Annotated in this window: 17 protein-coding genes; 6 read left to right on the plus strand and 11 right to left on the minus strand. The window is 63.7% G+C overall.

The window, feature by feature from the left end; genetic code table 11:
- The first annotated feature begins 17 nt into the window (after positions 1–17).
- Positions 18–884 carry an ABC transporter permease gene (locus KI794_RS13900; protein ID WP_255808440.1) on the plus strand — a complete coding sequence of 289 codons (867 nt, stop codon included), beginning with the start codon at positions 18–20 and terminating at the stop codon, positions 882–884.
- The gene (locus KI794_RS13905) at positions 868–1,995 is read left to right on the plus strand and encodes an ABC transporter ATP-binding protein (protein WP_119282784.1); all 1,128 of its coding nucleotides are present in this window, start codon (positions 868–870) and stop codon (positions 1,993–1,995) included. Before KI794_RS13900 ends, KI794_RS13905 begins: the two co-directional genes overlap by 17 nt.
- On the opposite strand, the gene KI794_RS13910 is transcribed toward KI794_RS13905, so the two are convergent.
- Positions 1,992–5,282: a glycosyltransferase gene (locus KI794_RS13910; RefSeq protein ID WP_255808441.1), complete on the minus strand. Its 3,291-nt coding sequence runs from the start codon at positions 5,280–5,282 to the stop codon at positions 1,992–1,994. The two genes, KI794_RS13905 and KI794_RS13910, sit on opposite strands and share 4 nt — an antisense overlap.
- A gap of 604 nt (positions 5,283–5,886) precedes the next feature.
- On the opposite strand from KI794_RS13910, the gene KI794_RS13915 reads away from it, so the two are divergent.
- On the plus strand, positions 5,887–6,876 hold the full coding sequence (locus tag KI794_RS13915) for a Gfo/Idh/MocA family protein (RefSeq protein WP_255808442.1): 990 nt from the start codon (positions 5,887–5,889) through the stop codon (positions 6,874–6,876).
- 3 nt (positions 6,877–6,879) lie between these two features.
- Positions 6,880–7,614 (plus strand): acyl-ACP--UDP-N- acetylglucosamine O-acyltransferase, encoded by a 735-nt coding sequence (locus KI794_RS13920; protein WP_255808443.1) that lies wholly within the window; start codon positions 6,880–6,882, stop codon positions 7,612–7,614.
- An 88-nt stretch (positions 7,615–7,702) separates the two neighbouring features.
- On the opposite strand, the gene KI794_RS13925 is transcribed toward KI794_RS13920, so the two are convergent.
- From KI794_RS13925 to KI794_RS13935, 3 genes are all read right to left on the minus strand, one after another.
- Positions 7,703–8,545 (minus strand): glycosyltransferase, encoded by an 843-nt coding sequence (locus KI794_RS13925; RefSeq protein WP_119282780.1) that lies wholly within the window; start codon positions 8,543–8,545, stop codon positions 7,703–7,705.
- Between the two features lie 67 nt (positions 8,546–8,612).
- Positions 8,613–9,113 carry a helix-turn-helix domain-containing protein gene (locus tag KI794_RS13930; RefSeq protein WP_255808444.1) on the minus strand — a complete coding sequence of 167 codons (501 nt, stop codon included), beginning with the start codon at positions 9,111–9,113 and terminating at the stop codon, positions 8,613–8,615.
- Positions 9,114–9,342: 229 nt separating this feature from the next.
- Positions 9,343–10,347, minus strand: a complete 1,005-nt coding sequence (locus tag KI794_RS13935; RefSeq protein ID WP_255808445.1) for an SDR family NAD(P)-dependent oxidoreductase — start codon at positions 10,345–10,347, stop codon at positions 9,343–9,345.
- Between the two features lie 131 nt (positions 10,348–10,478).
- Here KI794_RS13935 and KI794_RS13940 point away from each other — a divergent pair, with 131 nt between their 5' ends.
- The gene (locus tag KI794_RS13940; protein WP_119282777.1) at positions 10,479–11,036 is read left to right on the plus strand and encodes a TetR/AcrR family transcriptional regulator; all 558 of its coding nucleotides are present in this window, start codon (positions 10,479–10,481) and stop codon (positions 11,034–11,036) included.
- A gap of 15 nt (positions 11,037–11,051) precedes the next feature.
- Here KI794_RS13940 and KI794_RS13945 read toward each other — a convergent pair whose 3' ends face one another.
- The 3 genes from KI794_RS13945 to galE are packed head-to-tail and all read right to left on the minus strand — an operon-like array spanning position 11,052 to position 14,521.
- Positions 11,052–12,032: a glycosyltransferase gene (locus KI794_RS13945; protein ID WP_119282776.1), complete on the minus strand. Its 981-nt coding sequence runs from the start codon at positions 12,030–12,032 to the stop codon at positions 11,052–11,054.
- A 48-nt stretch (positions 12,033–12,080) separates the two neighbouring features.
- Complete coding sequence (locus KI794_RS13950) at positions 12,081–13,511, minus strand: LCP family protein (protein WP_119282775.1); 1,431 nt, start codon at positions 13,509–13,511, stop codon at positions 12,081–12,083.
- On the minus strand, positions 13,508–14,521 hold the full coding sequence (galE, locus tag KI794_RS13955; RefSeq protein WP_255808446.1) for a UDP-glucose 4-epimerase GalE: 1,014 nt from the start codon (positions 14,519–14,521) through the stop codon (positions 13,508–13,510). The genes KI794_RS13950 and galE overlap by 4 nt, the downstream gene beginning before the upstream one ends.
- Before the next feature lie 142 nt (positions 14,522–14,663).
- On the opposite strand from galE, the gene KI794_RS13960 reads away from it, so the two are divergent.
- Entirely contained in the window at positions 14,664–15,797 is a 1,134-nt protein-coding gene (locus KI794_RS13960) for a mannosyltransferase (protein ID WP_255808447.1), read from the plus strand.
- 32 nt (positions 15,798–15,829) lie between these two features.
- On the opposite strand, the gene purE is transcribed toward KI794_RS13960, so the two are convergent.
- Genes purE through KI794_RS13980 form a run of 4 tightly spaced genes read right to left on the minus strand, consistent with a single transcriptional unit; the run spans position 15,830 to position 24,862 of the window.
- Positions 15,830–16,342 carry a 5-(carboxyamino)imidazole ribonucleotide mutase gene (gene purE, locus KI794_RS13965; RefSeq protein WP_119282772.1) on the minus strand — a complete coding sequence of 171 codons (513 nt, stop codon included), beginning with the start codon at positions 16,340–16,342 and terminating at the stop codon, positions 15,830–15,832.
- Between the two features lie 36 nt (positions 16,343–16,378).
- Positions 16,379–17,560: a 5-(carboxyamino)imidazole ribonucleotide synthase gene (locus KI794_RS13970; protein WP_370647826.1), complete on the minus strand. Its 1,182-nt coding sequence runs from the start codon at positions 17,558–17,560 to the stop codon at positions 16,379–16,381.
- A gap of 24 nt (positions 17,561–17,584) precedes the next feature.
- Positions 17,585–18,535, minus strand: a complete 951-nt coding sequence (locus KI794_RS13975; protein WP_119282770.1) for a YihY/virulence factor BrkB family protein — start codon at positions 18,533–18,535, stop codon at positions 17,585–17,587.
- A 60-nt stretch (positions 18,536–18,595) separates the two neighbouring features.
- Positions 18,596–24,862 carry a DUF5979 domain-containing protein gene (locus KI794_RS13980; RefSeq protein ID WP_255808449.1) on the minus strand — a complete coding sequence of 2,089 codons (6,267 nt, stop codon included), beginning with the start codon at positions 24,860–24,862 and terminating at the stop codon, positions 18,596–18,598.
- Positions 24,863–25,037 lie beyond the last annotated feature (175 nt).

Consider the following 25,037-nt stretch of genomic DNA (forward strand, 5'->3'; position numbering starts at 1 on the left):
CCAGTAGACTCTAGCCTGTGAGCGGAAACGAGATCTTGGACGACCCCGATTTTCAGAAGCCTGGGTCAAACCGTGGTCTTCTTGCGGTGTTCCGTCATCGGTACCTACTTTCGCTGCTCCTCAAAAAGGGAGTTGCAACGCGCTACCACGGCTCAGTGCTTGGTTGGGTGTGGTCGTATATTCGGCCGGCCGCGCAGTTCCTCATGTACTTTCTCGTTATCGGCGTGCTGCTCAACCAGAACCGCGGGGTCGAGCTGTTTCCGATCTACCTTTTTTCGGGCATCGTGGCGGTGAACCTATTCAGCGAGGCGCTGCGCAACACTACGAGTGCCATCATCGACAATAAGTCGCTGGTGAAGAAGATCTACCTTCCCAGAGCGCTGTTTCCCGTCGCCGCGCTCGGCGTTGGATTGATTCATTTCCTACCCCAGGTCGCGTTGCTACTTGTCGTCGCGATTATCTTCGGCTGGACGCTCGGCTGGATCCCGATCGTGGCCTTCCTCATCGGTGTTCTACTGATTCTCACGTTCTCGCTCGGGCTCGGTCTGTTTTTCGGCGCGATCAACGTCTCCTACAGGGACGCGAAAAACGTCGTCGACCTGATTCTGATGTTTGCGACTTGGGCCTCGCCCGTACTCTACAGCTGGGAGATGGTCCACGAGCGCGCCCCCGAATGGCTATACCACATCTACATGTCGAACCCGATGACGGCCGCTGTCGAGATGTTCCATACTGCGTTCTGGCTGCCGATGGCAGCCAGTGCTAATAGGCCGCCAGAGATGATCCTGCACACGCTCATCGCAGCTGGCGTTGCACTCGCCACTCTTCTCATCGGCCAATTTACGTTCAAGAAGCTGGAGGGTTCCTTTGCCCAAAACCTCTGATTCCCAGCAGAAGCCGGTCATTGTCTTTAAGGATGTCACAAAGACGTTCAAGATCAAGCACTCGCACTCGTTCAAACAGGCGTTCATCTTCGCGATCCAGGGCAAAGAGCTCTCGACTGATTTTCACGCTGTTGACGGCGTGAGCTTCGAGGTTACCGAAGGCGAGTCGGTAGCGCTTATGGGGCGAAACGGCTCTGGGAAGTCAACGACACTCAAGCTACTCTCGGGGGTTATGAATCCCGATGCCGGGCAGATCCGGACCCGTGGTCGGATCGCAGGGCTCCTTGAGGTCGGGGCTGGCTTCCACCCCGATCTCACTGGGCGCGAAAACGTGTACCTCAACGCCGCAATTCTCGGAATGAGTAAGGAGGAAACTGACGCACGCTTCCAAGACATTCTGGAGTTCTCCGAAATCGGAGATTTCATCGATACCGAGGTGAAACGATACTCGTCCGGCATGTACTCGCGGCTCGGTTTCTCGGTTGCTGTCCATACAGAGCTCGACACATTGCTCGTCGACGAGGTCCTGTCTGTTGGTGACGCCGAGTTTCGCAAGAAGTGCGAGCGCAAGATGCTCGAGCTCACAGCTCAGGGCAAGACGATGTTCATCGTCAGCCACAATGCGGGCCAAGTTCGCAAACTGTGCAAGCGAGGCATCGTCCTGGAACACGGGAAGATTGTCTTTGATGGACCCATTGAAGAAGCCATCGTGCGGCTCCAGTCCAATCCCGATGCACTGCTCACGGACTACCCCGTCGTCGGCGAGATCTATGAACTTTACTCTCATGATCCGAAGAAGTACGGCATGCCCCTCGGACCGCAGCAGGAGATTGAAGGCGATGCGCCTGGGTCCTATCAGCTCTTTGACACCGGTGTGATCACGAGCTACGTGGACCCCGCCACCGGTGAAGCCGTCACTCACGGACTATCCCGCGGCCATTTCCTCCCCGTGTATCTCAAGAACGGGGGCCCAGCCGGCCCGTGGGGTCTCATCGTGGCACCCCCTGCAGGCAGGCTCGAGGACTACGAAGAGCGCGTGATGCGTTTCACTCGCGGCGATGCAGTGTTCACACTGGACACCGGTATACATTTCAGGCCGACCCAGGTCTAGCGCGGCCCGTCTATAACAGCCTCGAGCGCAGCTCGTGCCGTATCGAGGTAGGCCTCTGCGTCGAAGTCTTCGGCTCCAACAATCGTTCCGCTCACAATTCGAGTGAGCCCCGTTACCATCCCCTCCACTGTCGGTGGAACGAGAAGCCCGAGCTTGCCCCCCTGCAGGACAGACGCGGGGCCTGGGATATCAGTCGAAACTACGGGAGTTCCCAGAGTCATGGCCTCGAGTGCCACGAGTGACTGACCCTCGTGCGTGGATGAGACGAACAGTACGTCTGCTTTGCTGATCACCGGGTACGGGTTTGCCCGGTATCCAGCAAACATTACACGGTCTCTGAGGCCGAGCTTCGATGCGAGAGCCTTCAACTCACTGCTCTTAGGTCCGTCTCCAAGGAACGTGGCAAACACCGCCGAGGTGTTCGAACTTGAGAACTCAGCGAGCGCGCGCAGGAATCCCTGATGGTTCTTTTCAGTCGAGAGTCGCCCCGCAACAACGACGTGTATTCCGGATCGCTGCATCCAATCAGCGACGTCAGTGTCTAGCTGCTCGGTGCCAAGCTCACGAATCAATGCAGGATTGATGGTGTTCGGTAGCTCGACATGACGTTCACGCGGGACACCGTACTGCAGCGCCAATGCTTCACGGTTGGCCTGCATCACTGACTCGCTGACTGACGGCAAGCTATCGAAGTGATCGAGGAGTTGACCAGTTGCGGCGAGCACAGGGAAGCGCACACTGCGTTCCATCTCGAATTCGTTGTGGAGTACCGAAACGGTTCTCGTCTCCTCGGGGAATCCTAGCCCGACAAGTGCAGTCTGGTAGAGGCCGTACCCGTCAAAATCTACGGCAGTCGCAAACCGGACGCCAGCAAAATGACGCCTTCGCTCACGCTGCATGAGTGAAGTTACCTGCCGTAGCGCGTGCTCGGTGAGCGGTTCCCGAAAGACCCTCAGCCTGTACCAGGCGTAGTTCTCGCGCCGGGTTGCAATCGTGGCGGACATCAACATCGTGAAATCGACGCGCTCGTGCACTTCTTCCGCGATCGGCGCGTTCGACGTGTTTCGGAGGGCGGCGTGCGGCAGGACTAGACGCGCCCTAGCGCTGATGTTTGGCGCGGTCGCTAGGAGGTTCCTGAGCGATCGTGTGATTCCGTTGGGGTTCAGGCTAACAACGTTGAGCGCGATACGATCAGACGGCGCAAATTCAGGTTCCCCAGCGCTGGAAAGCATAGCTTCAAGCACCCGAGCTGTCGCATGTCCATCCTCTTGTGCCCACAGCTCAACCGTCGGGGACCCGGCCCAATCCACCATCCTTGGGGCATCATTCAGCGCCGCAAGCAAGTCGTCCTCTGTACGCACGCTGATGCCCGGAACGTCATCAAGGTTGAAATACAAGCCACGCGTCCTGGCATACTCTTCAAAGTCGTAGACATACTTGATAATCGGACGATTCAGCGGTGCATAGTCGAAAATCAAACTTGAGTAGTCGGAGACCAAGACATCAGCCATCCCGAGAAGTTCATTCGTGTCGACCTCCTCAGGAGCAATGCTGACATTCTCTGGCAATTCGTCACCCGCAAGCTCCGCAGACAGGAAGTGGTGCACGCGCACGACCACGTGCACCCCCGGTGCTGACGCGAGACGCCTAACAGCGCCCGTAAAGGCTGCAGTGTCTTCGCGCACGGTGTCACTGGCGCCGCGCCAGGTCGGCGCATAGAACACGACCCGCGAGCCATCACCTACGCCTAGCCTGCTTCGGAGTTCGTCACGCTCGGCATCCGTCATGTTCATCGAGACATCGATGCGGGGCTGCCCAGTAATGTGGACTCGCGCTGCAACTACGTCCGCAACATCTTGTGTTTCGAGGAGGACGCGGGCCGTGTGCTGATTTGGAACAACCAGGTCAGTCGCCTGCAAGAGGTTGCGAGCGACGTTGCCGAACGCGAACGCGTCGCCGGGCACTTCGCGACCTAAGCGCTTCCACGGCACGCCGTGCCATGTGTTTATGTAGCGCTGCCCCTCGCGCCTCACATACCCAGGGGGGAAAGTGGTGTTGTTCACCAGAGTCGCGGCGGTCGCCAGGTGGCGGTAGTAGCCGTCGGAGTGGATGCGCACGAAACTCACGCGGGGATCACGGAGAAGGTCAGGATGGATCGTCGCCCCATCCCGGATTGCCCAGACATGGTGCAGGTCAGGTCGAGTCCGGCGAAGGGACTGGCACAACGCGAGTGGATTGCATGCAGTCTTCGCTCCATGGAACGATTCGTAGAGCACGACACTGGTGTCGAGGCTCAGTGTTTCTCGACGTTCAGCATAGAGTTCTGCGCGGGATGCTCGCGGCGGAGTGTCACGCGCCTCGAGTGGGTGCGGCAGGGGCATCTCCGTGCCACGCGCGAATGCCTCAAGGGCGTCGTCCTCACGCCCCACCCGTGCAAGAGCCACGCCGAGATTCCACTGAACTCGTGAATTGTTTACCCTTGTTGAGCTCGAGACTGCGAGTCGCTCGAGAACAGGAACGGCCGCTCCGAAGTCGCCTGCGCTCAACAAAGCTGCCGCATCCTTCGCAAGCTCAGTGTAGTGCGGGCTTGCTTCGGCTTCGAGTCCCGTGAGCTTGAAGTGTCTTGAATCTGCTTCACTCCAAATGCGAAGCGCAGTCGCGTTGTCACCGAGCGCCCGCGCAGTGCGCGCGTATTGTCGCCGCAGTGCAAGTTCCCGGAGCTGGGCAGTGCGTCTCGGCTTCACTTGACTGAGCGCCTCGGCATAAGAACTCGCGGCTGCAACCAGGTCACCGCTCAGTTCATGCGCAAGTCCGGTTAGTCCGGCATGTGACGCGGCTCCCCCGAGCGCCGCACCCACGGCGTCATCGGGTCTCTCGAGTCGTAGCAGGCTCTCAACGAGCAACCTGCGCCGCTCTCCCTCAACCTTGACTGAAGAGGCCATCGTGGCTGTCAGTGAGGCAACAGCCCTCGTCACGTCGCCCGCCGCAGCGTGAAGCTCCGACACCGCAAGCTCTGCCGAAAGCTCCAAGGGTCCGCGCCGAGCGGCCTGTTGATATGATCGTTCAGCACCCTCCCGGTCTCCGACTTCTTCGAGCGTCACCGCCAGGTGGTAATGATCTAGCCAGCTATTGCTTCCAACGACGAGCCTGGAGAGGTACGGAAGGGCTTCGCTAAACTGCCGAGCCTCGTAAAACTGGATGCCTACAACCTCGTCCCACTCCCGGTCTTTGCGGGCTGCCGGATCCAGCTCAAGGATACGGGATGCAGCCTCAATCGAGGGTGCCATGTTCCCACGTTCTCGCCTATTGCGAGCGACTTCTTTGAAAAGATCTACGGACTCAGGATCGAGCGCAAATCCCTGTGCGAGCGCCTGGTCCCCTCGCCAGTTTTGCCCGAAATCATACCAGACCTGCGCGCATGCAAGGCACCATGCTGCAGAGTTCGGCGCGTGCTTTGCCCAGAGCTCGTCGACGGCTGCAAGCACCTCAGCTCCGCGGCCCACTCTTCGAAGTTGACGCGCTGCAGGTCGCGCTGCAGGTGGAGTCTCGCGCAGCGCGGTAAGGAGGTTGTCGCCTAGGCGCACTGTCGCGCTAGAGAATCCAGCCCGCTTATCCAGCCCTTGATCTACAAGTTTCCGGAATGTAAAGAGGTGACGGCGCCATCGCTGGTCAGGCCTCGCAATTTGCAATGCGCGCTGGACACGGTTAACCAACATCTACCTCCGTTACAGGCGCGCATTATCATTACCGGGCCCCGTCGATTCTTGGACGCGGCCGCTATCGAACTCTAAATCACCCATGGCAGGGCTTCATGTGGAACGACATTCAACATACGCGCACTAAACTGTAAATAATACCTAAAATCTAACTGCACAATACGGGGAGAACGCCATGACGCTCCGCTTCGGCCTCATCGGCCTCGGAATGATGGGACGACACCATGCTCGTGTCGCCCGCGAAGTTGAGGGCGTCGAGCTCGTCGCCGTTGCAGACGCGATGGGCGACCCGCACGGTGTCGCTGGGAGTCTCCCGCTGTACGACTCGGTAGACGCGCTCATCGAGCACGGCGTCGATGCGGTCGTCGTCGCAGTTCCGACGCAGTTCCACGAGGAAGTCGGGTTGAAGCTCGCTGACGCTGGCGTGCACGCGCTCATCGAGAAGCCTGTGGCTCACTCGCTTGAGGCTGGAACTCGCCTCGTCGACGCTTTCGAGGCGAAGGGACTTGTTGGCGCTGTCGGGCACATCGAGCGGTTCAATCCTGCGCTCGTTAGCCTGCGCAAGCGGCTCGAGAACGGCGATCTCGGCGAGGTGTACCAGATCCACACGCGCCGCCAGGGACCATTCCCCGCGCGTATCGCCGACGTCGGCGTGATGAAAGATCTTGGTAGCCACGACGTCGATCTGACGGCCTGGCTCGCACGCTCCGATTACACCCAGGTAGCAGCGCAGACTGCGTTCCGTTCCGGCCGCGCCCACGAAGACATGGTGAGCATCTCCGCGAAGCTCGCGAACGGCATCATCACCGATCATGTTGTGAACTGGCTCACGCCGTTCAAGGAGCGCCTCACGCTCGTCACGGGCGAGCGCGGATCCTTCATCGCAGATACACTCACCGCCGACCTCACCTTCTATGAGAATGGCACGCACACCACGGAGTGGGAGGCTGTCACGTCGTTCCGCGGCGTGAGTGAAGGCACAGTTACTCGATTCCAGCTTGAGAAGCGCGAGCCGTTGAAGGCCGAGCATGAGGCATTCCGTGACAGGATTCTCGGCACCGCGACCGAGATCGTCACGCTTCGCGAGGGCCTGCAGGTGCTGCGCGTCTGTGAAGCCGCGCTCGAGTCCTCGAAGACTGGCGCGACAGTCACCCTCGAGGCGTAGCCCGTGGCTGACTCGCAGATTAGCCCCCTTGCAATTGTTGGGCCGGGCGTCGTACTCGGCGCCAATGTGACGATCGGTCCGGGTGCTGTGATCCTCGGTCCCTGCACCATTGAGGACAACGTGTGGATCGGTCCCGGTGCTCAGATCGGCGCACCCCCGGAAATGACTGATCAGCCGCAGAACGCCGCCTGGACTGGTGACCTCGCGCACGCGGGCGTTCGCATCAGCGCTGGCGCCGTCATCCGTGAGGGCGCCGTCATCCATCAGGGGAGCTACCGCGAGACGACGGTTGGCGCGGGCTCCTGGGTTCTCAACCGCGCATACCTCGCGCACGACGTGCTGCTTGGTGCTGGCACCACGGTTTCGGCGGGTGTCTCGATTGGCGGGCACTGCGTTATCGGCGACAGGGTCAACATCGGTATGAACGCGAGCGTTCACCAGCGTCGCTTCATTGGCGCTGGCAGCATGATTGGTATGGGAACCCCCGTTGCTCGCGACGTGCCACCCCATGCGAAGGCGTTTGGCGTGCCGGCTCGGGTGCGGGGAGTCAACACCGTCGGAATGTCCAGGCAGGGCATCCCCACTGCAGAAATTGACGCTCTCGTCGCCGCGTACACCGCGGGGGATCTTCTGCTCGCGCAGCTCGATTTCGGGCCATTCAGCCCTGCCCTCACGGCTGATCTCACCCAGTGGATCAATCAGCCGGACCGAAAGATGATGAACGCGGAGCTCAACTAGCCGATGTGGGTGGCGCCACCCACGGCTGCTGCCGAGTTGGCCGGGCGCCATCACTCCGTCGGGAATAGCACCGCGTACACCTCATTTACTATTTGTCGCCGGGTAGCCCCGAACCGACAAACTTGCGGAATAAGACCCGCTTGAGCGACGCTGGCATCAGGCGGTAGACGCCCTTGACGACAACGTTGCGGACGTACTGGGAGCGTGTAACGAAGCCGATCCGCAACATCTCTCGCTGCAGCGCCCATTCGGTCTTCGCCTCTTGCCAACCTCCGCGACGCGCGAACGCGCCAGCGCCGACGCGGTACTTCACGAGCGGCTCTGCGATGTTCTCCACCCTGGCCCCTGAGGCGATAAGTCGCACTCCAAGCCAGTAATCCTCCATCTTTCCGAGCGGTTGATAGCGGCCGATGGCGTCGAGCGCAGACACTCGATACATCATTGTCGGGTGGTTGAAGGGATTGTGTGTGCGAGCATGCTCTCGAATGCGGTCTGACCCGGTGGGCGGCACCCGGACGGCCGCGACCACGTTCGGGTCGGACTCAAATTCCACCATGCCGGTTCCAACAAGATCGAAGCCCTGTTCAATGAGTAGCCACTGCTTTTGAAAGCGCTGAGGGTCTGAGACGTCGTCGGCATCCATGCGGGCGACCACAGGATAGCCGCAGGCGTCGAGACCGGTGTTCAGAGCCTCGGTAAGTCCACGGTTCTCCGGGAGTCTCACGACCCTGACCGGGATCGGGCTGTCACGTTCGATGCGTTCAAGCTCCATCTGCAGCGGCGCAGGCACTGGCCCGTCTTGCACGATCACTGCCTCTGTGGGCCGCGCTGACTGTTCGTCGACACTGCTCGTAAAGGCGAGGCGCAGGAACGATGGATTGTCGCCGGCGTACACGGGCAGCAGGAGTGAGAATTCGGGGGCAGTCACCATAGCCTCACCAGCTTAGCTCGGCGAGCAATACAAGTCGCCAGAGCCGCCACCACCAAACCGTCGCGTGCTACTCGAGCGAGATCACGACGAAGCCGCCCTCGCCAGTCTCGACGCGCATGACCTCCCCAACGAGCCCACGCGTGATGTGATCCATGAGCGCCTCCGTGTCGATTGCCGGCGCATTGGCAAGGGCGGGGATACTCTCCCACAAGCTCAAGCCAAACTTCAGCAGTCCGACCGGCACGGTGACGACGATCGGCTTGGGCTCACTTGGATCCTCAATGCGCACGACGACTTTGGTCGCCGCGTGCGCTGCAGAGGTGACCCGTGCCCCGGGCAGCTCGTTCGACGTTCGCGAAAGCACCGCGGGGTCGCCCCCAAGCAGGTCGTCGACGGTACAATCAAGGGCCTCGGCGAGCGGCCGGAGCAGTCCAACGTCTGGCATCGACTGATCGGTCTCCCATTTCGATACCGCCTGCGCGGAGACCCCAAGCCTTCCCGCGAGCTCTTCCTGGGTCCACCCGCGTTGGCGTCGCGCTTCGGCGACGATCGCTCCGATTCCGGCCATGATCCGCTCCTTCGTCAATATTCACCATGTGTAGTGAGCGTATCGACTAGGAGTGACGGGTCGCCTAGAGAGCTACTTGTGCCGACGCACTCGCCGGTTGGACGAGTGAAGTCGAACAACCAGGGGTTGCGCCGCCTCAGCGAGACGCAACCTCGGGTTGGGCCGGGCCCGCCACAATGGGAACGGGGCCGGGCACCACGTCCCGGCCCGCAGCCCCGCCGCAGGCTCCCTACTGCACCGACCAGCCGCCGTCAGAGGTCAGGATCGCGCCGTTGATGTTCACGCCGTCGTCGCTGAGAAGGAACGTGATTGACGCAGCGAGCTGTTCTGCCGTTGCGACCGACGGGATCGCGTCTTGGAACGGCTTCAGTCTGGCGCTGCCGAACTCTGAGACGTTTGCAGGGAAGGGGATGCCGGTTGCAACGCCGCCGGGTGCGACGGCGTTGACGCGCAGTCCCTCGGTTGCGTACATGAACGCCGCGCTCTTGGTCAGGCCGATGACGCCGTGTTTGGAGGCTGTGTAGGCGTTACCTGATGCGTTGCCGCGGATGCCTGCCTCCGAGGAGATGTTGACGATTGAGCCAGCCCCGGCCACGCGCATCGCGGGCACGACGGCGCGGGTGAGCTTGAAGACTCCGGTGAGGTTGATACCGATGACGCGGTCCCAGATCTCGTCGCTCGTCTCATGGATCGGAGAGAAGTCGTCGTTCACTCCGGCGATGTTCGCGAGCCCGTCGATGCGCTCGCCGGCCGCCGCAAGGATCTTGTCGATGTCGGCTTGCTTGGTGACGTCGCCTGCGACGGGGACAACGCTCCCCTCCGGCGCATCGTTCGCGAGGTCGGCGAGCTTCTCGGCCGAGATATCGACGGCGACGACGCGGCCGCCCTCTCGCGCGATACGTGAGGCGGTCGCGCGGCCGATCCCGCTCGCGGCTCCAGTGACGATGACTGTCTTGCCGTCGAAGCGGCCACCGGTGACGCGCTCACGCCACGCCCCGCCCTCGGTGTCGTCAGGCAGTTCGCCGTCGTTGACTGAACGTACAAGATCGTCGACGACTGACTGGGGCATCTGCCCCTGGCTGAGGGCGACGAGCTGCTGCAAGGGGAGTGCGCGGACTGGGGTGAGTGACTCGGCGTCGCCTCCGGACTGCGAGAGCATCGCGCGAATTGCCGCGCCGCCCTCCGGGTGATCGAGCCACTCCCCGATTGTGCTGTTGGCGGTGAGCGTGGACATAGGGCCTCCCTCGTTGGGTGTCCCTGCCCTGCGCAGGGACGAACACACTCAGACTACTCCAACACGTGTCGGAGATGCCATGCGTTCGTTCGCGGCGTACAGGCGCCAGATTTCCTGCGAGAATCGAAGTCATGGATCCACGCGCGGCACACACCCAATCGCTTCTGCGCTCGGCAATCGTGACGCTCGCGTCAGATCGCCCGATCACCGAGATCACCGTCAAAGACATCATCGAGCTCGCGGGCGTGAACCGCTCGAGCTTCTATCAGCACTTTGAGAGCCGTGAGGAGCTCCTCGCCGTCGCGCTGGAGCATCTCGAGACCGAGATGGCGCGCGCCGACGAGCCTGTGATCATCACCGACGTTTCGAGACCGCCCGCAGAGCTTGTACGCTTCATGCACCACTTCGCAGACAACGCAGGCCTCTACCGGGGCGTCTTCGGCCCGAACGGCTCCGCGCTTGTCGTTGCTCGGGTACGCGCACGGATCCTTGAGCTCGTGCGCGCCGGGATCCTCATCTCACCGGAGTATCGCCGCCTCACCGACCTTCCGGTCGACATCGAGGCCGCAGGCACCTCGGGGGCGCTGCTCGGCGTGATCGAGGCCTGGCTCGCGCAGGATCCGCTGCCGGCGCCCGAGACGGCCGCAGACTGGATGTGGAGCGTCCTCACCCGGACGCGGCCGCTTTAGGCCTCTGCACGGCGACTAGGAGCGACGCTCGACCTTCTCGAGCCGCTCAATCTCGATCATCACGTCGACTGGCACGCCTGTGTCTCGGAGCACGTCACGCGTCGACCGTGGGTTCGTGCGCATGCCCTCGCGCCACCCCCGCTTCAAGCAGTCACGCAACTGGGGGCGGTCACTCGATGCCTTGAACGTGCGAACCCAGCGTCGCACGCTCGCACCGAAGTACAGGAACTTTTCCCAGCCGTACAGCGCATCTGAGCGGCGGAACACCCACAGCTTGTTGCGCACCTCGAAGAAGAAGCGGGGGCCAGGGTCGGCGTCGCTCGACCCTCGCTTCGCTGTCTTGTGCGTGACGACGGAGGCTGGCGTGTACACACCTCGGGCGCCACGAAGCAACCGTGCCGAGTATTCGAAGTCGTCGTTCCACAGGAAGTAGTCGGCGATCGGCAGCCCCAGCTCACGTACCCTGGCGGCGCGCAGAAACGCTGACACGAACGAGATGGATCGAATCTCCATGCCCCCCGCGGCCGCGGCACGCTCGCGCTCAGCCTGGCCTGCGCGGATCTTTGCCTTCGGCGTGTTCATCGGGTGGTCCTCGCCGTCGGTCCACACCACGCGCGAGCCCATCACGGCGAGGTCATCGCGGCCAGAGGCTCGGTAGCGCTCGTGCGTCTCAAGGGCGCCAGCGAGCGCGTCTGGCCCGGGCACGGTGTCGTCGTCCATGACCCAGACCCAGTCGGTCTCCTCGTCGACAACGGCGGCGGCGATACCGACGGCGAAGCCGCCCGCCCCGCCCGTGTTCTTGTCGAGCTTGATGAGCCGAGCGCACTCGCCCCATTCGGCGAGCCGCTCCTCAGCGAACTCGGTCGAGCCGTCTGTCGAGGCGTTGTCGACAACGACAAGCCTGTCGACGGGTCGCGACTGCGCCGCGAGCGCGTCGAGCGCCTCGCCGAGCAAATCGCGTCGGTTAAAGGCGACCAGTACTGCAGTGACCCGCATGACCACCCTTTCGTTGCACGTGAAACCCGACCTAGTCTAGGGGATCGATCACTGAGCATCACCCTCAGGCTGCGGGCTTGCTGCCGCGACGCCTTGCGCAACGAGGTCACGAATCACCGCATAGTCGGGCGCCTCGGGGTCAACCGTCGGCGGCACGAGCTCGACGTTCACGATCTCGTGACCGCGCGCCTTTCCAGCGAGGTCGACAAATCTGCCAAGCATCGAATCGGGAATATCAGTCTTCACGAGCTGGGTTCCTGCCGCGGCGATCTCTTGGAAGCGCAGCAGCACGTTCGCCGGGTTCATCTGGGCGAGGATCGCAGCCTGCAGGTCCCGCTGCCGCTGCATCCGGTCGTAGTCGCCGTTCGTCGATCCGTAGCGAGACCGGGCGAACCACTGGGCGTAGTAGCCGTTGAGGTGCTGCTCGCCAGGCTCGATCCACTCGTCGACGTTCACGAGCTCGCCAGTGTACTCGTCGATCCCGCCGCCGATGGGCAGCGGCTCGGGAACGTTCACGGTGACACCACCGAGTGCGTCGATGATGCTCGAGAATGCGTCCATGTTCAGCAGCACGAAGAACTGCGGGTCGAGTCCTGTGGCGCCCTGCACAGCGTCTTTCGTCGCCTCGATACCAGGTTCGGACCCCTGCTTCACAGCTTCGGGGTAGAGGCCCCCATACATGTCTGGGAAATCTTCAACCTCGGTATAGACGGCGTTGAGGTAGCACGTCGTGTAACAGCCTCCCCAGTCGCCGAACGAGTTGGGCGCGACGCCGAAACCGTAGGGGTGGATCGCCGCCATCGGAGACTCCTCAGGGAATGGCATCTCGATAAGCTCACGCGGCAGCCCAATGATCACCGACTGGCCGGTCTTCGCGTCGACACTCACGAGCGAGATCGAGTCAGGGCGCATACCCTCCCGGTCAGAGCCAGCGTCGGTTCCGAGCAGCAGGATGTTGTAGCGCCCGTCGATTGGGGCCACGGCGGGTGCGCCGATGAAGATACTCCCGATCGCGCCGCGACCAGAGTTAATGAGCGTCGCGGCCCACGCCGCGCCGGCGACGGGCACCAGGGTGAGGATCACCGAGAGCATGGCGACAGGCACCCGCCATTTCGGCTTCACTTTGACGAGCCGCGTGAGGCGGAGGGTGTCAATGCCGAGAACGAGCCACATGATGCCGACACCGACGACAAGCCACTGGAGCACGAGCAAGAACAGGCCGTTCGTGAGCACGGAGAGCGTCGCGGCGCGCGCGAACAGCAGCCCGAGGAGCGTGATCGCCGCGAACAGCAGCGCCCCGACAGTCACTCCGATGCCAAACCTGCCGAGCTTGCGATTGCCGGCGAGCAGCTGCGCGCTGCCAGGCAGCAAGAACCCGAGCACCACGAGCCACCGCGCGCGCTTGGTCATGAGCGGCGGCGACGACAGATCCGGGGTGCGGATCGGCCGTTCTAGGTCATAGTCAAGACTTACGCTCATACACCGTACCCGTCGGGGTTCGCAGACTGCCAGGCCCACGAATCCCTGCAGGCATCGGCGAGCGAGCGGCTCGTCTGCCACTCCAACTCGCGGTTCGCCTTCGCCGGGTTCGCAACCGTTTCGGCGACGTCGCCGTCGCGCCCTGGAACAACGACATATGGGATCTCCCGCCCCGCCGCCTCCCCGAAAGCACGAACGACGTCGAGCACGCTCGAGCCGGTGCCAGATCCGAGGTTGTAAGCAGTGACGCCTGCGGTCATCCGCTCAAGCGCCGCAACGTGCCCCTCGGCGAGGTCCATGACGTGAATGTAATCGCGGACGCCTGTTCCGTCGGGGGTCGGGTAGGTGTCTCCGAACACGCTGAGCTTCTCGCGTTTACCAACCGCGACCTGCGCAATGAATGGCATGAGATTGTTCGGAATCCCTGACGGGTCCTCTCCGATACGCCCAGAAGGGTGGGCCCCCACTGGGTTGAAGTAACGCAGCAGGACCGCCTCAAGTTCTGGCCACGACACCTGCGCGTCGCGAATGATCTGCTCGATCATCGCCTTCGACCAGCCATACGGGTTCGTGAGGCCAACCCCGGCAGGGTGTTCCTCATCCTGAGGAACGTACTGCGGGTCTCCGTACACAGTGGCGCTCGAGCTAAACACGAGCCTCGTGATTCCGCACTCGCGCATGAGGTCAAGCAAGTTGAGCGTCGAGTCGATGTTGACACGGTAGTAGCGTGTCGGCTGAGCAACTGACTCGCCAACGGCTTTGAGCCCAGCAAAATGCACGACGGCGTCGACTTCGAGCCCTGCGAACGCCGCCTCGGCGGCGGCGCGATCGGCGAGGTCGGCCTCGATCACCGGAATCTCGCGACCAGTGAGTTCCTCGACCCTGCGAACCGCCTCGCGGCTACTGTTCGAGAAATCGTCGAGCACGACGACCTCGTGGCCGCGCTCAAGGAGCACAAGGGCAGTGTGGGAGCCGATGTAGCCGGCCCCTCCGGTGAGCAGAACACGCATAGCAAGAGGCTACTTCACGTGATTGTGGAGAACCATGAGGCACTCCGTGAACTCTCAGGGCGCGCCGCACAGAAACTGCAATGGCAGCCCCGTAGAATAGCTCAAGGCAAGCAGTAAGTTAAGGTGCGTTTCGGAGGTGGGCATGGCGACTCTCAGCCTCATCGCCGAGCCCTTTCCCGATTGGGAAGCCCGCGTGCACTTCGCCGCAGCCGAAGATCTCGCGAACGCACTCGCTGCGACCGCGCCACGCAGCTGCAGCGCGCGCTTCCTCTCAGCCCGCGGCACGGTTCCGCCCGAGTTCAACTCACCACGGATCTCCGCGGAGCACCTGCCAATGGGCGCGAACGCACTGCCCATCCTGTGGCAGTCAAGCACGACCGCCCGCCCGCTCGACGGCGAGATGACCCACTCGGTGACACCGATGATCCCGCTGCGCTCCCGCGCAGAAGACGACGGCACGCAGACCACGGTGACTGTTCCGAACGGGCTCGCATGGGAAGCCCCAGATCTCCTGACCCCTGCGCAGGCACGGCTGACTCGGTCGTTCGTGAAGCGCGCTGCGCGCTACGCAGACGTGCTCATTACGACTTCGCACTCGACCGCGTCACTGCTCCAGGAACACTACGGGCACGACCTGCCAGTGCAGGTCATTCCGCCAGTTGCCCCCTCAGCATTTCTCGCGGCAGCCGACTCGGAATCGCGCCGCGAGCGTCTCGGTCTGCCCGAACGCTACCTCGTGACGACTGCGAATCTCGACGACCACGGCCGCCTGCAGTGGGTCCTTGACGCATACGAGTCAGACCCCTCGCTCCCCCACCTTGTTGTGGTCTCTGGTCTCGACCCTGTACAGCACGTGAAGGGCGCACCGCAGCCCGGCGACGTCGTCAGCAAGCTCCCAGCGAGCATTCGTGACAGAGTCACAGTTGTGCCTGGCGAGGACCTCTCCGACGTCGGGGCGATCCTCTCGGGCGCCGCGATGCTCCTCCAGCCCCAGTCGTTCGCAGGCACGGGATACACGATCGCCGCAGCCCTCATGGCTGGCGTTCCTGTGCTTCACGCGGGCTCAACAGCGTTCGACGAGCAGGTACTCGACGCCGGAATCGCCGAGCCAGAAGCTCCCGGTTTCATCACCGCACTCTCGCGCCTGTTTATCGCGAGTGCGGGTGACGGCACAAGCGAGCTGGAGCGGTTGACAGTCCATGCCGCAGACCGCGGTCGGAGCTACTCCTGGAACTCGGTCGCGTGGCAGCTCTGGGAGACGCACGCCCTCATCTAGGTCGCGTGTCGCTTTGGCCCTTGTCGCGCGGGTTACGCCGTGCCAGCGACCCGTGCCTGCAGGGCAGCGTTCTTCTCAGCGACCATGTCGGTGAGGCCCTGGGCGTACTCATCGAGCTTGGCGCGGAGCGCGTCGTCGCTCGTCGCAAGAATTCGGGCTGCAAGGATTCCAGCGTTCTTCGCGCCACCAATCGAGACCGTCGCGACGGGAATGCCACCTGGCATTTGCACGATTGAGAGCAGCGAATCCATACCGTCGAGCCGCGCGAGCGGCACAGGAACCCCGACGACTGGCAGCGAGGTCATCGAAGCGACCATGCCCGGAAGGTGGGCGGCGCCGCCTGCACCGGCGATGATGACACGCACGCCACGACCGGCTGCCTCGCGAGCGTAGCTCACCATCTTGTCGGGCGTCCGGTGCGCGCTCACGACCTCGACCTCGTGCGAGATTCCGAACTCGCGGAGCATGAGCACCGCGTCTTCCATCACGTTGAAGTCTGAGTCGGAGCCCATAATGACGCCGACGAGTGGTGCAGATTCGCTCATGCCCCTATCGTACCGGGCGGCCCGGGCTCCCTGATGCTACGCGAACCCGTCTGCCGCCGCGCGCGCCTCGGCGAGCGCGGTTTCGAGCGAGTCACCGACGACAGTCACGTGCCCCACCTTGCGTCCGGGGCGAGGCAGTTTCCCGTAGCTGTGAATCTTCGCGGCCGGGTGCGCTGCAAGCACCGCCGGGTACCGAACTGGCATTGGACCCTCGGCTGGCCCACCGAGCACATTCACCATCACCGCGAACGGCGCGGCCATTGCAGGGTCGCCGAGCGGCAGATCGGTGACGGCGCGAAGGTGCTGCTCGAACTGGCTCGTGACAGATCCCTCGATCGAGAAGTGACCGGAGTTGTGGGGGCGCATCGCGAGCTCGTTGACGAGCACGCGTCCGTCGCGAGTTTCGAACATCTCGACGGCGAGCACTCCGGTTGCGTCGACGCCCTCAGCGACGATCGCCCCGATTCGCGCGGCCTCCGCAGCGGTCGCCGGGTCAGACACCGGGGCGGGTGCGAGCACAACATCGCACACGCCATCGCGCTGGATCGTCTCGACGAGCGGCCACGCGCGGGTCTCCCCGGTGGGCCTACGGGCGATGAGCTGCGCGAGCTCTCGGGTGAAGTCAACGAGCTCCTCAGCGAGCAGGAATCCGCCGCGCGCGTCTTCGGCGAGCGCCGCGAACCAGTCGCGCACTTCGTCGGCCTGCGACACGACGCGTACGCCCTTCCCGTCGTAGCCGCCGCGGGCGGTCTTCACAACGGCGCGGCCCCCGTTCGCATCGATGAACGCCTGCAGCGACGATTCGTCGGCGACAGCGGCCCACGCGGGGATCGGAACGCCAAGTTCGGCAAGCTTCTCACGCATCAGGATCTTGTCTTGCGCATATTGCAGCGCGTGCGGGCGCGGGTGCACCTGCTTGCCGCGGCGCTCAAGCTCGGTGAGGATCTCGTGAGGCACGTGCTCGTGATCGAAGGTGATGACGTCGACGGTTTCGGCGAACGCGTACACAGTCTCTGGGTCGCGATAGTCGCCAACCATGTCGGCCGCCCGCTGGGCGCTCATGCCTTCGGTTTCGGCGAGCACTGAGATCTCGAGCCCCAGGTGGATTGCCGGCGGCACCATCATTCGGGCGAGCTGGCCACCGCCGATGACGCCGACGCGGATTGAGGTCTTCGCAGCAGGTTCCTGGTTCTCGCTCACCACACCATTCTGCCGCATTCGCGTCGGGCGCGGAGCCATAAGCTACTCGAAGAGCCTGAAGGCGTCGCTCGGCTCGCCTGACTCCGGAGTCCCGAGCCTTGGATCGAGACCTGTCGCGATCCAAGCGGAGGTGAGCAGTAGCGCCCGACAGATGAAGTTGAACCACAAGAGCAGACCAACGAAGATCGCGAACGGCGCAAGGAGCGGATTACTCGTCGCGCCTCCGAGCAGCGCGGTGCCGAGAAGCTTCAGGCCGAAAAGGGCTGCAGCGCCGACCATGCACCCGGTGATGAGGTTCCACCAGCCGATACGCACCTCGGCGAGGTAGCGGTGAATCGCGACGAGCACGAGCACGTCGAAGACGTACATCGCCCCGTAGCGAACGAATGTGCCGATACCGCCGAAGAACCAGTTGTCGGCGCTGACGCCGAGCCACGACAGCAGGAGGTCCGTGAGGTTCGAGCTCACGAGCACAAGCGCCGCCGACACGATGATCGCGATGAAGAATGCAACGGCAAGCGCAAAGTCGCGCACCTTGAGCAGCACCGCGTTGCGGTACTCCTTCACTTCAAGGCCGAAGATGATGCGGATCGACCGGCGGGTTCCAGTGAACCAGTTGATCGCGACCCAAACGAGCGACAGGCCGGCGATCACCGAAGTCCAGTCGAGCGCGCGAGTCTCGAGGAGCGATTGCACAGGCACCGCCGCGTCTGCACTGCCCTCTCCAAGCAGCCCTGGCACGAAGACGTTGATTTGTTCAATGATCGTGGCAAGCAGTTCTGGTTGGCCGCGCAGCATGATGCTGAAGACGCTGAACCCGACGACGAGGCCGGCAAACACGGCGAACAGCGCTTGATAGCTCATGCCCCCGGAGAGCACGCTTCCCCCGACGTCGGTAAAGTGCGAGAACGTTCGGTACGGCCGGGTGCGCTGAATGCGCTGCCAGATACTCATCCCGCGGGCGATCACACCTGGCCGCGGGCTTGCATTCATGTGAGCGAGTGTAGCGCGGGCGGGAGCACGTTTCATGTCCCCGCCCGCGCGTCACTTCAGCTACTGGCTGTGTCGCGCAGATCGTCGGGCCCGCGCCAAGCCTGCGAACGCCGTGCCCGCTCCAGCAAGCAACACGAGCATCGCAGCAGTTGCGAATGCCCAGACTCCGGCGCTGCCAGTCTCGGAGAGCGGCTCAGGTGTCACAGGCGGCTCCGGAGTGACAGGCGGCTCGGGATCAACAGGCGGCTCTGGATCTACAGGCGGCTCGGGGTCGACGGGCGGCTCGGGGTCGATGGGCGTGTACCCATTCACGAACTGCACTCGCGTCGGCGCAGCGTTGGCGCCCTCACGGATGTGAACCTCAGCCGTCGAGCCGTCAGCAGAAGGGAATACCCCTTCGCCAACGTCAATCGCCCGCACGTTCTCGCCGAATGCGCCGAGCGACCCGGCCTCCACGACCGAACAGTTGGCGCCAATCGGGATGCCGTCGACGGCCACAGCGCCATCGCGTGGCACCCAGACACGCGACTTCTCCCCCAGATCGAGTGCGACTCGCTCGGGCCCGGCGGCCAGACCGCTCGGTACTGTGCAGGCGAGGTCAATCGCGAACCGTTCTGGTGCACGGTCAGCGCCGAGCCCTGTGACTACCTTCGAGATCTCGAGCGTTCCGGTCTTCAGGGTGACTCCCGCGCGCTGCGGCGCGGCGGGGAGGTTCACGCGCACCCCGTTCGTTCCCCACCCGACGACACCGTGCTGGTTCCAGGCGAACTGGCGCTCAGTGAACTGCTCGAGTGTGGGGCGCAGCGCGTCGTCGGTGCCGCCGACGACGTTGACTGTCTCAAACTCGACAAGCACACTCTTGCCAGGCATGAGCGGTGATGCTTCCATGTCAACGCTGATCCGCAGGCCGGCAACCTCGGCAGCGTCGCCAGTGAAGTTCTCAAGTGGCGTCCACTCGTTCGCTGGGTTCGCGATTGTGTCGGCACACTCTGGGTCGTTGCCCCACTGGGACGTCCCCGGAGTGCCTCCCACACATGCTGCTGCATTCGTGGTGACTTCCGTGGTGTAGCTCGCCCCAGCTGGCAGGCCCGTCACCCGAATACCCGAGAGGTCTGCGAGGACGGGAGCGAATGTGCTGCCGCGCGACCCGCCGCCCGCGAGCATCGCGTCACCCGGCGCGCTGAGCATATCGACGATTGTCATGCGCGACAGCGCGTTCGTGCCTGAGTTGATGCTCTCGAGTTTCCAGGAGTCAGTCGCGCCGACCGCGGTATACGACGCGCATGGGCTGCGCGTGTAGTCGGAACCGACTGGCACGTAGTTGCCCGAAGCACACTCAGCTCCAGTGGCTGTGTCAAGCGCTCCGGATACGAGCTGTTCGCCAAGCGTCGGCACTGACTCGCCGCTGACTGTCTTTCGCGCTCCAACGACGGTACCGACTCGCGGCTGCACGTAGTTCGTGTTCGAACACCGGTTCGGTGCGTCGCTCGCGGCCGGAGCCTGCCCGTGTGCTGTGGGTTGTTCACAGACCGCGAGGGGCACGCCTGTCTCGACGACAACCTGATTGATCGCGCGGTCGCCCGCGGCGAGCGGCTCCATGATGAGACCGAGGGAGATCTCGACCTTCTCGCCGGGTTGCATGCGGGCATGCTTGCCCCAGTCGAAGACAAGGCTGCGTCCATCGTCCGAGAGGGTCACGGCTGGCGCGCCGCTCACACCGCTGACCCCGTTTGGCCCCGGCGTACTCGTCGCGGTCGGCGCAACGCCATCCCACGAGAGCGATTCGGGCAGCTCATCGGTCACCTTCGTGATCGGCAAGATACTGGTTCCGACGTTCGTGAACACGAGTTTCCACGGCGCGCTCGCGAGCGCTTCGACGCGGTGGGTCGACGTATCGTTCGGAGCCCGCTTTTCAACTCGAATGCCGTTCTCCCCCGGCGAGAACCTGACGTCGTCCACGTCGTTCGCGTCCGCCTCACCAAACGTCGTATTCGTCGCGGTCACCGTCGCGCGATTCACCACGCTGTCGGAGCGCCAGTTCACCTCGGCCCCGGGGCGCAGCTTCACACCAAACATCAACTTCGTGCTGCCCCACGAGGCATTCCAGGATTGCGCGCCTGCTGGGAAGACCGTCCCGTCCGCGCGATCAAACACGGCCGCGACGCCGCGCACCTCGCTGAGATCACCCGTGAAGTTCTCAAGGTTCAGCCACTCGTCAGCAACCCTCACCTGCAGGCGTACCCTGTCGGCGCCAGTCGGAAGCGCAGGGGTGTCAAGCGACACGAGCTGGAAACGTTCCCAGAAGGCTGGCGTCGCATCCTGAATCTTCAGCGTGTTGATGGGGGCCGTCGACCCGCGCGGATCTGCGGTGAGCTCCACCCGCACGGTGGCGCCGGGGTCGCTCTCGTAGACGGTGTCGTTCGTCCGGTCTGCGTGGACGACGGACACTGTCTTTTTCAGTCCAACGTTGACGGCTGCCTGGACGAGGGCGACGTTCGCGTCGTCACGCTTCGTTGGCTGCGCAGCTGGCGCCACGACCGCGTCCCAGCCGCGCGCGACGGCTTCGTTCGGCACGTTGACGACGCTGCCGAGCTCGCCGCCACGCACGGGTTCTCCGGAGAGCCGCTCGGTCGCCCTGAGCTGCACGTCAAGACGCATCACCAGATCGTCTCCGACCTCGATGCGGTTGCCGTTCGCTGCTGGATCGGTGCCCGAATACGTTGCCGCGATCCCGATAGCGTCCGGGAGCTTGGCGAGGAACTCGGCGTCTCCATCGAGCACCTGCTGCAGGGTCCACACGGAGGTTGTGCCCGCTGGGGTGCCGTCGTAGAGCCAGAGCTCGACTGTGCTCTCGTCGGAGTTGATCGCCGCGGGCAATTTCCCGAAGCTCACCCCTGTCAACGTGAACTCGTTGAAGTGGTTGCCGGATTGCGAGCCAACCTCTGCCTCGAAGTCTCGTCCCGTGAAGGGGCTCGCGTCGATTGTGAGCTCGTCTCCTGAGGCTGGATTCGCCGTGTCGGTCACTCGAATCTTGCCGAGGCGCATACCGCCGTTGGATTCGGCGGGGGCCGTCGACGAGTTCCGGGCAGTGAGCGTGAAACGGGCGCGAGGGTAATCGGCCTGGTCGATCTCGCCCGGGTTCGGGGTCACGAGGCGCACACTCTTGCTGGCATCTCCCCCGGGCAACGGTTCCACCCGCTTGGTGAGTGTCACGTTCGTCGCGCCGTCAAGGATCTGAATCGTGTCGTTTGCCCGCTCCGACACCGGCTGGCCGGTCTCGGGAACCGCGGTCACGCTGAAGACGTTGTCTACGCACCCGTCGCCGCCGCCCTCACAGTTGAACGAGGTGCCCGCCTCCTTCACCCACTTCACGGACCCATTGGCCGTGCGGGCGCGGTCGCGCAGTTGCCACTCAAGGGCGTACTCGCGAATTTCACCTGACGTACTCACGCCTGTCCCCGGCGCGGGCGCGGTGAGATCAGGATCAGCGCCCGCGTGCGCGGCCTCGCGTGCTTCGCGGTTCTCGCCGAGCACGAGTCGGACGCCGAGCGTTGTCGCCCGCTCGTCGGCGGTGAGCGTGTAGCCAACGAAGCCCTTCTCGTTCATCCAGCCGCTGCCAGGGGCGGGCACTGCGAGCCACTCGCTCCCGTTCCACAGCTCGACCGCGGTGACGGCGTCCCAGCGCAGCATCGCGTCATGGGCGACGCCGGCGGCATTTCCGGCGAAGTGGATTGGGCGAACGCGCGTCAGGTCGAAGGCCTCGAACACCGTGCCAGCGCCGGAAGCTGTTGGACTCGCTGGATCCTGTAGCAGAACTGTCGGGTAGGTTCCCGCAGTCAGCGCCCACGACTGGGTCGTAAAGGTTATCGCGCCTGACTGCGAGGTGAGGGCGCCGTGACCCCACGTCTTCTGCGCCCACAGCGCACCGTCATTGCCTGGCCCCGTGCCGGGGCGTGGGCGGACGCCAACCTGTACCTTGCTCGTCTCCGTGCCAGTGACGACGCGGTCGTCGAGCTTACCCTCAGCCGTCACGGTCGCGACGTTCTCGTATTTGACTGCCCGCTCGAAGTCTGTCGCCGTCGGAGTCGTCGCTTCGCTCCGCAGCGTCTGCCGCGCGGTGAAGGAGATGTTCGGTTTCACGAGCGTCGTCTGTGAGAAGCCCTCGGCGTTCGTGTACACGAATCTGATGCCCGTCGCACCCGACGGCACATCGATCGGTGTCGCCTCGTCGGGGTTGTGCGCGAGCGTCTTCCATGCGCCGTCCGCGTCCATGTAGCGGATCTCGAGGTCTGCCTGGGTGATCGGGTCGCCGCTGTTCGCTGGGCGTGTGATCGGGGGGAGAATCTGCTTCGCGTCGAAGGCGTCCCAGAAGGTGCCGTCGACAGTGAGCGCGTCCTCGACAACGATCTCGGTCGGCTTCGTCCGCCCTCCCTCAGTTTTCACTTCGGTGTCGAGTTGGACGACGACGTCCTGGCCCGCAGAGACGACCCCGGGGCCGACACGCTTCGTGATGCTCGTGTCGATGCGGGGCGCGACATACCCGACAGTTGCGCTTGCGATCGAGGTGTCCGGTTCGAGCCCCTCGCGCCCTCCGGTCACGGCGATAACGTTCTTGAGCTTCGCAGTCTGCCCCCCTGGGGCGACAAACGACTCGGCCGAGCTCGAGCCGAGTTCGTACCGCAGCTCGCTCGAGGCGCCTGGCTTGATCGCTCCTGTGAAGGTGAGTTCGAAGCCAGCGACGGTCTTGCCGGCAGCGGGGCCTGGCAATGCGGCTCCGGCGACGAGGTTGACAGGATCTTTCGTCCCGTCTGAATAGGACCAGGTGAGCGTCGCACCGGTCGCTCCGGCCGGCCACGCGGCCGCGGCGTCAGTCTGACCGAATCCTTCGAAACGGAGCTGGTCCCCGAAGAAGTCCTCGTGTGACCCTTCCGCAGGTTCTGCGATCGTGAGCGAGTCGAGCACAGTGCTCGCGGGCATGTCGCTGTTGATTGCACGCAGCACCACGCCAACGCTATCGCCGGCGGTCACGCCAGTCAGTTCATCGGTTTCGGCGCCACCAGGAGCTGCGAAGAATCGCTTTTGCGCGTCAACTCCGATGACCTGGGGAGACACGGCGAACGGCGCCTCGGCGTCTTTCGAGACAGGATCCTGACCATCGGCAGCCACTGTCGCCCGCACGTCGTTCGCGATCGCATAGCCATCGGAGAGTTCAGCGCCACTTGTGCGATGGGCGGCACGCTGCGTCGCAGCGAACTGCTGCGAGGCGACAGCCCCTGGCGCGATCGTTCCTTCGTAGTTCAGGCGCACGCCCCCGATGTCTGCGTTCGGGATCGATGCGTCCCATGCAACCCAGTTCCACGTGCCGTTGGCGAATCTGTACACGTCGACGGTGGCCGAAGTGGCACCCGTCGGAAGCTGCGTGGTGGGGTCAGCTGGGCTGACGAACCCAGCGAAGTCAATGTAGTTGAACGGATTGCCTTCCGGGAGCTCGGTGGCTCCCTCGGGGGCAAGCTCGGGCCTCGCCGGGTCCTGCAGACTCAACCGTGTCGCGGCGACGTTGGAGGCCTGTGTCGCCCGGATATCGAGTGTCGATTGGGCGCCTGGCTGGTAGCCCTGCGCGGCCGGCGCCCAGGTCTTCGCCGGGGCAACGTCGATGGCGATCGGATTGTCGACGGCGATCACTGCGCTGTCGGCCGCCTGGAGCTCCTGTGCCCCAGCCTTGGCCGTGAACGTAGCCGTGTTTGTCAGATCGCGCCTGAGCAGCGGGTCATCGGCTGCGAGTCCCTCTGGCACTGTCAGCGTGTATTCGAGGACGCCGGTGTCGCGGGTCGACATGCCGAGCCCCTCCGGGTTCGTTGCCCCGGCCTGCACTGGCCGCTCAACGCCGACGCTGATCACCCGCTCCGCCTGGGTCTGTCCAACGATTCCACCGACTGCCCCCTCCGGTGCAGCGCCGTCGGTGACCCCTGGAAGTGAGAGCGTGACGCCTGTGGTGCTTCCGCCGACGAGCGCCGTCAGGCCGCTGAGCTGCCAGCCTGCGAACTCCTCAGGAAGGACGTCGGTGACACGCACCGGGCCATCAGCGTCAGCGTCGTTCACTCGGAACTCGACCCAGTACGTTACCGAGTCGCCCGGCCGGAGATCGCGCACAGCGTCGACGTAGTCGCCATCGCCCTGTTTAATCTTCTTCGCAAGCATGATCGACGCGCCCTCGCTGGCCGCTGCCGGAGCTGCGCCGCTGCTTGCGACAACCGCAGTGCCAACGAGCATGGCGGTCAGCCCACCCGCGAGCAGTTTCGCCAGGGTGCGCCGCGCTTGTTGCCTCACGCGACGCCCCCTGAGATTCCCCAAATTCATGCGTTTCTCCCCTGTGTTCACCGTGTGTCCCCACACACGGAAGTACCCGGCTCCTGGCACTCGGATGCTCCTTGGGGGGATTCCTGACAGGAGCCGGGCAATAAGTAACACGGCGAAACCGCTGAATCGTGACGCTCGGTTGCAA

Origin of the sequence: Leucobacter aridicollis (genome assembly GCF_024399335.1) — a bacterium.
Classification (GTDB): Bacteria; Actinomycetota; Actinomycetes; order Actinomycetales; family Microbacteriaceae; genus Leucobacter; species Leucobacter aridicollis_A.

Excerpts from the sequence above, each read along its gene's own strand:
- KI794_RS13910 (WP_255808441.1), bottom strand. The coding sequence starts at position 5,282 with ATGGCACCCTCGATTGAGGCTGCATCCCGTATCCTTGAGCTGGATCCG.
- KI794_RS13915 (WP_255808442.1), top strand. The coding sequence starts at position 5,887 with ATGACGCTCCGCTTCGGCCTCATCGGCCTCGGAATGATGGGACGACAC.
- KI794_RS13925 (WP_119282780.1), bottom strand. The coding sequence starts at position 8,545 with ATGGTGACTGCCCCCGAATTCTCACTCCTGCTGCCCGTGTACGCCGGC.
- KI794_RS13930 (WP_255808444.1), bottom strand. The coding sequence starts at position 9,113 with ATGGCCGGAATCGGAGCGATCGTCGCCGAAGCGCGACGCCAACGCGGG.
- KI794_RS13935 (WP_255808445.1), bottom strand. The coding sequence starts at position 10,347 with ATGTCCACGCTCACCGCCAACAGCACAATCGGGGAGTGGCTCGATCAC.
- KI794_RS13940 (WP_119282777.1), top strand. The coding sequence starts at position 10,479 with ATGGATCCACGCGCGGCACACACCCAATCGCTTCTGCGCTCGGCAATC.
- KI794_RS13945 (WP_119282776.1), bottom strand. The coding sequence starts at position 12,032 with ATGCGGGTCACTGCAGTACTGGTCGCCTTTAACCGACGCGATTTGCTC.
- KI794_RS13950 (WP_119282775.1), bottom strand. The coding sequence starts at position 13,511 with ATGAGCGTAAGTCTTGACTATGACCTAGAACGGCCGATCCGCACCCCG.
- galE (WP_255808446.1), bottom strand. The coding sequence starts at position 14,521 with ATGCGTGTTCTGCTCACCGGAGGGGCCGGCTACATCGGCTCCCACACT.
- KI794_RS13960 (WP_255808447.1), top strand. The coding sequence starts at position 14,664 with ATGGCGACTCTCAGCCTCATCGCCGAGCCCTTTCCCGATTGGGAAGCC.
- purE (WP_119282772.1), bottom strand. The coding sequence starts at position 16,342 with ATGAGCGAATCTGCACCACTCGTCGGCGTCATTATGGGCTCCGACTCA.
- KI794_RS13970 (WP_370647826.1), bottom strand. The coding sequence starts at position 17,560 with ATGCGGCAGAATGGTGTGGTGAGCGAGAACCAGGAACCTGCTGCGAAG.
- KI794_RS13975 (WP_119282770.1), bottom strand. The coding sequence starts at position 18,535 with ATGAATGCAAGCCCGCGGCCAGGTGTGATCGCCCGCGGGATGAGTATC.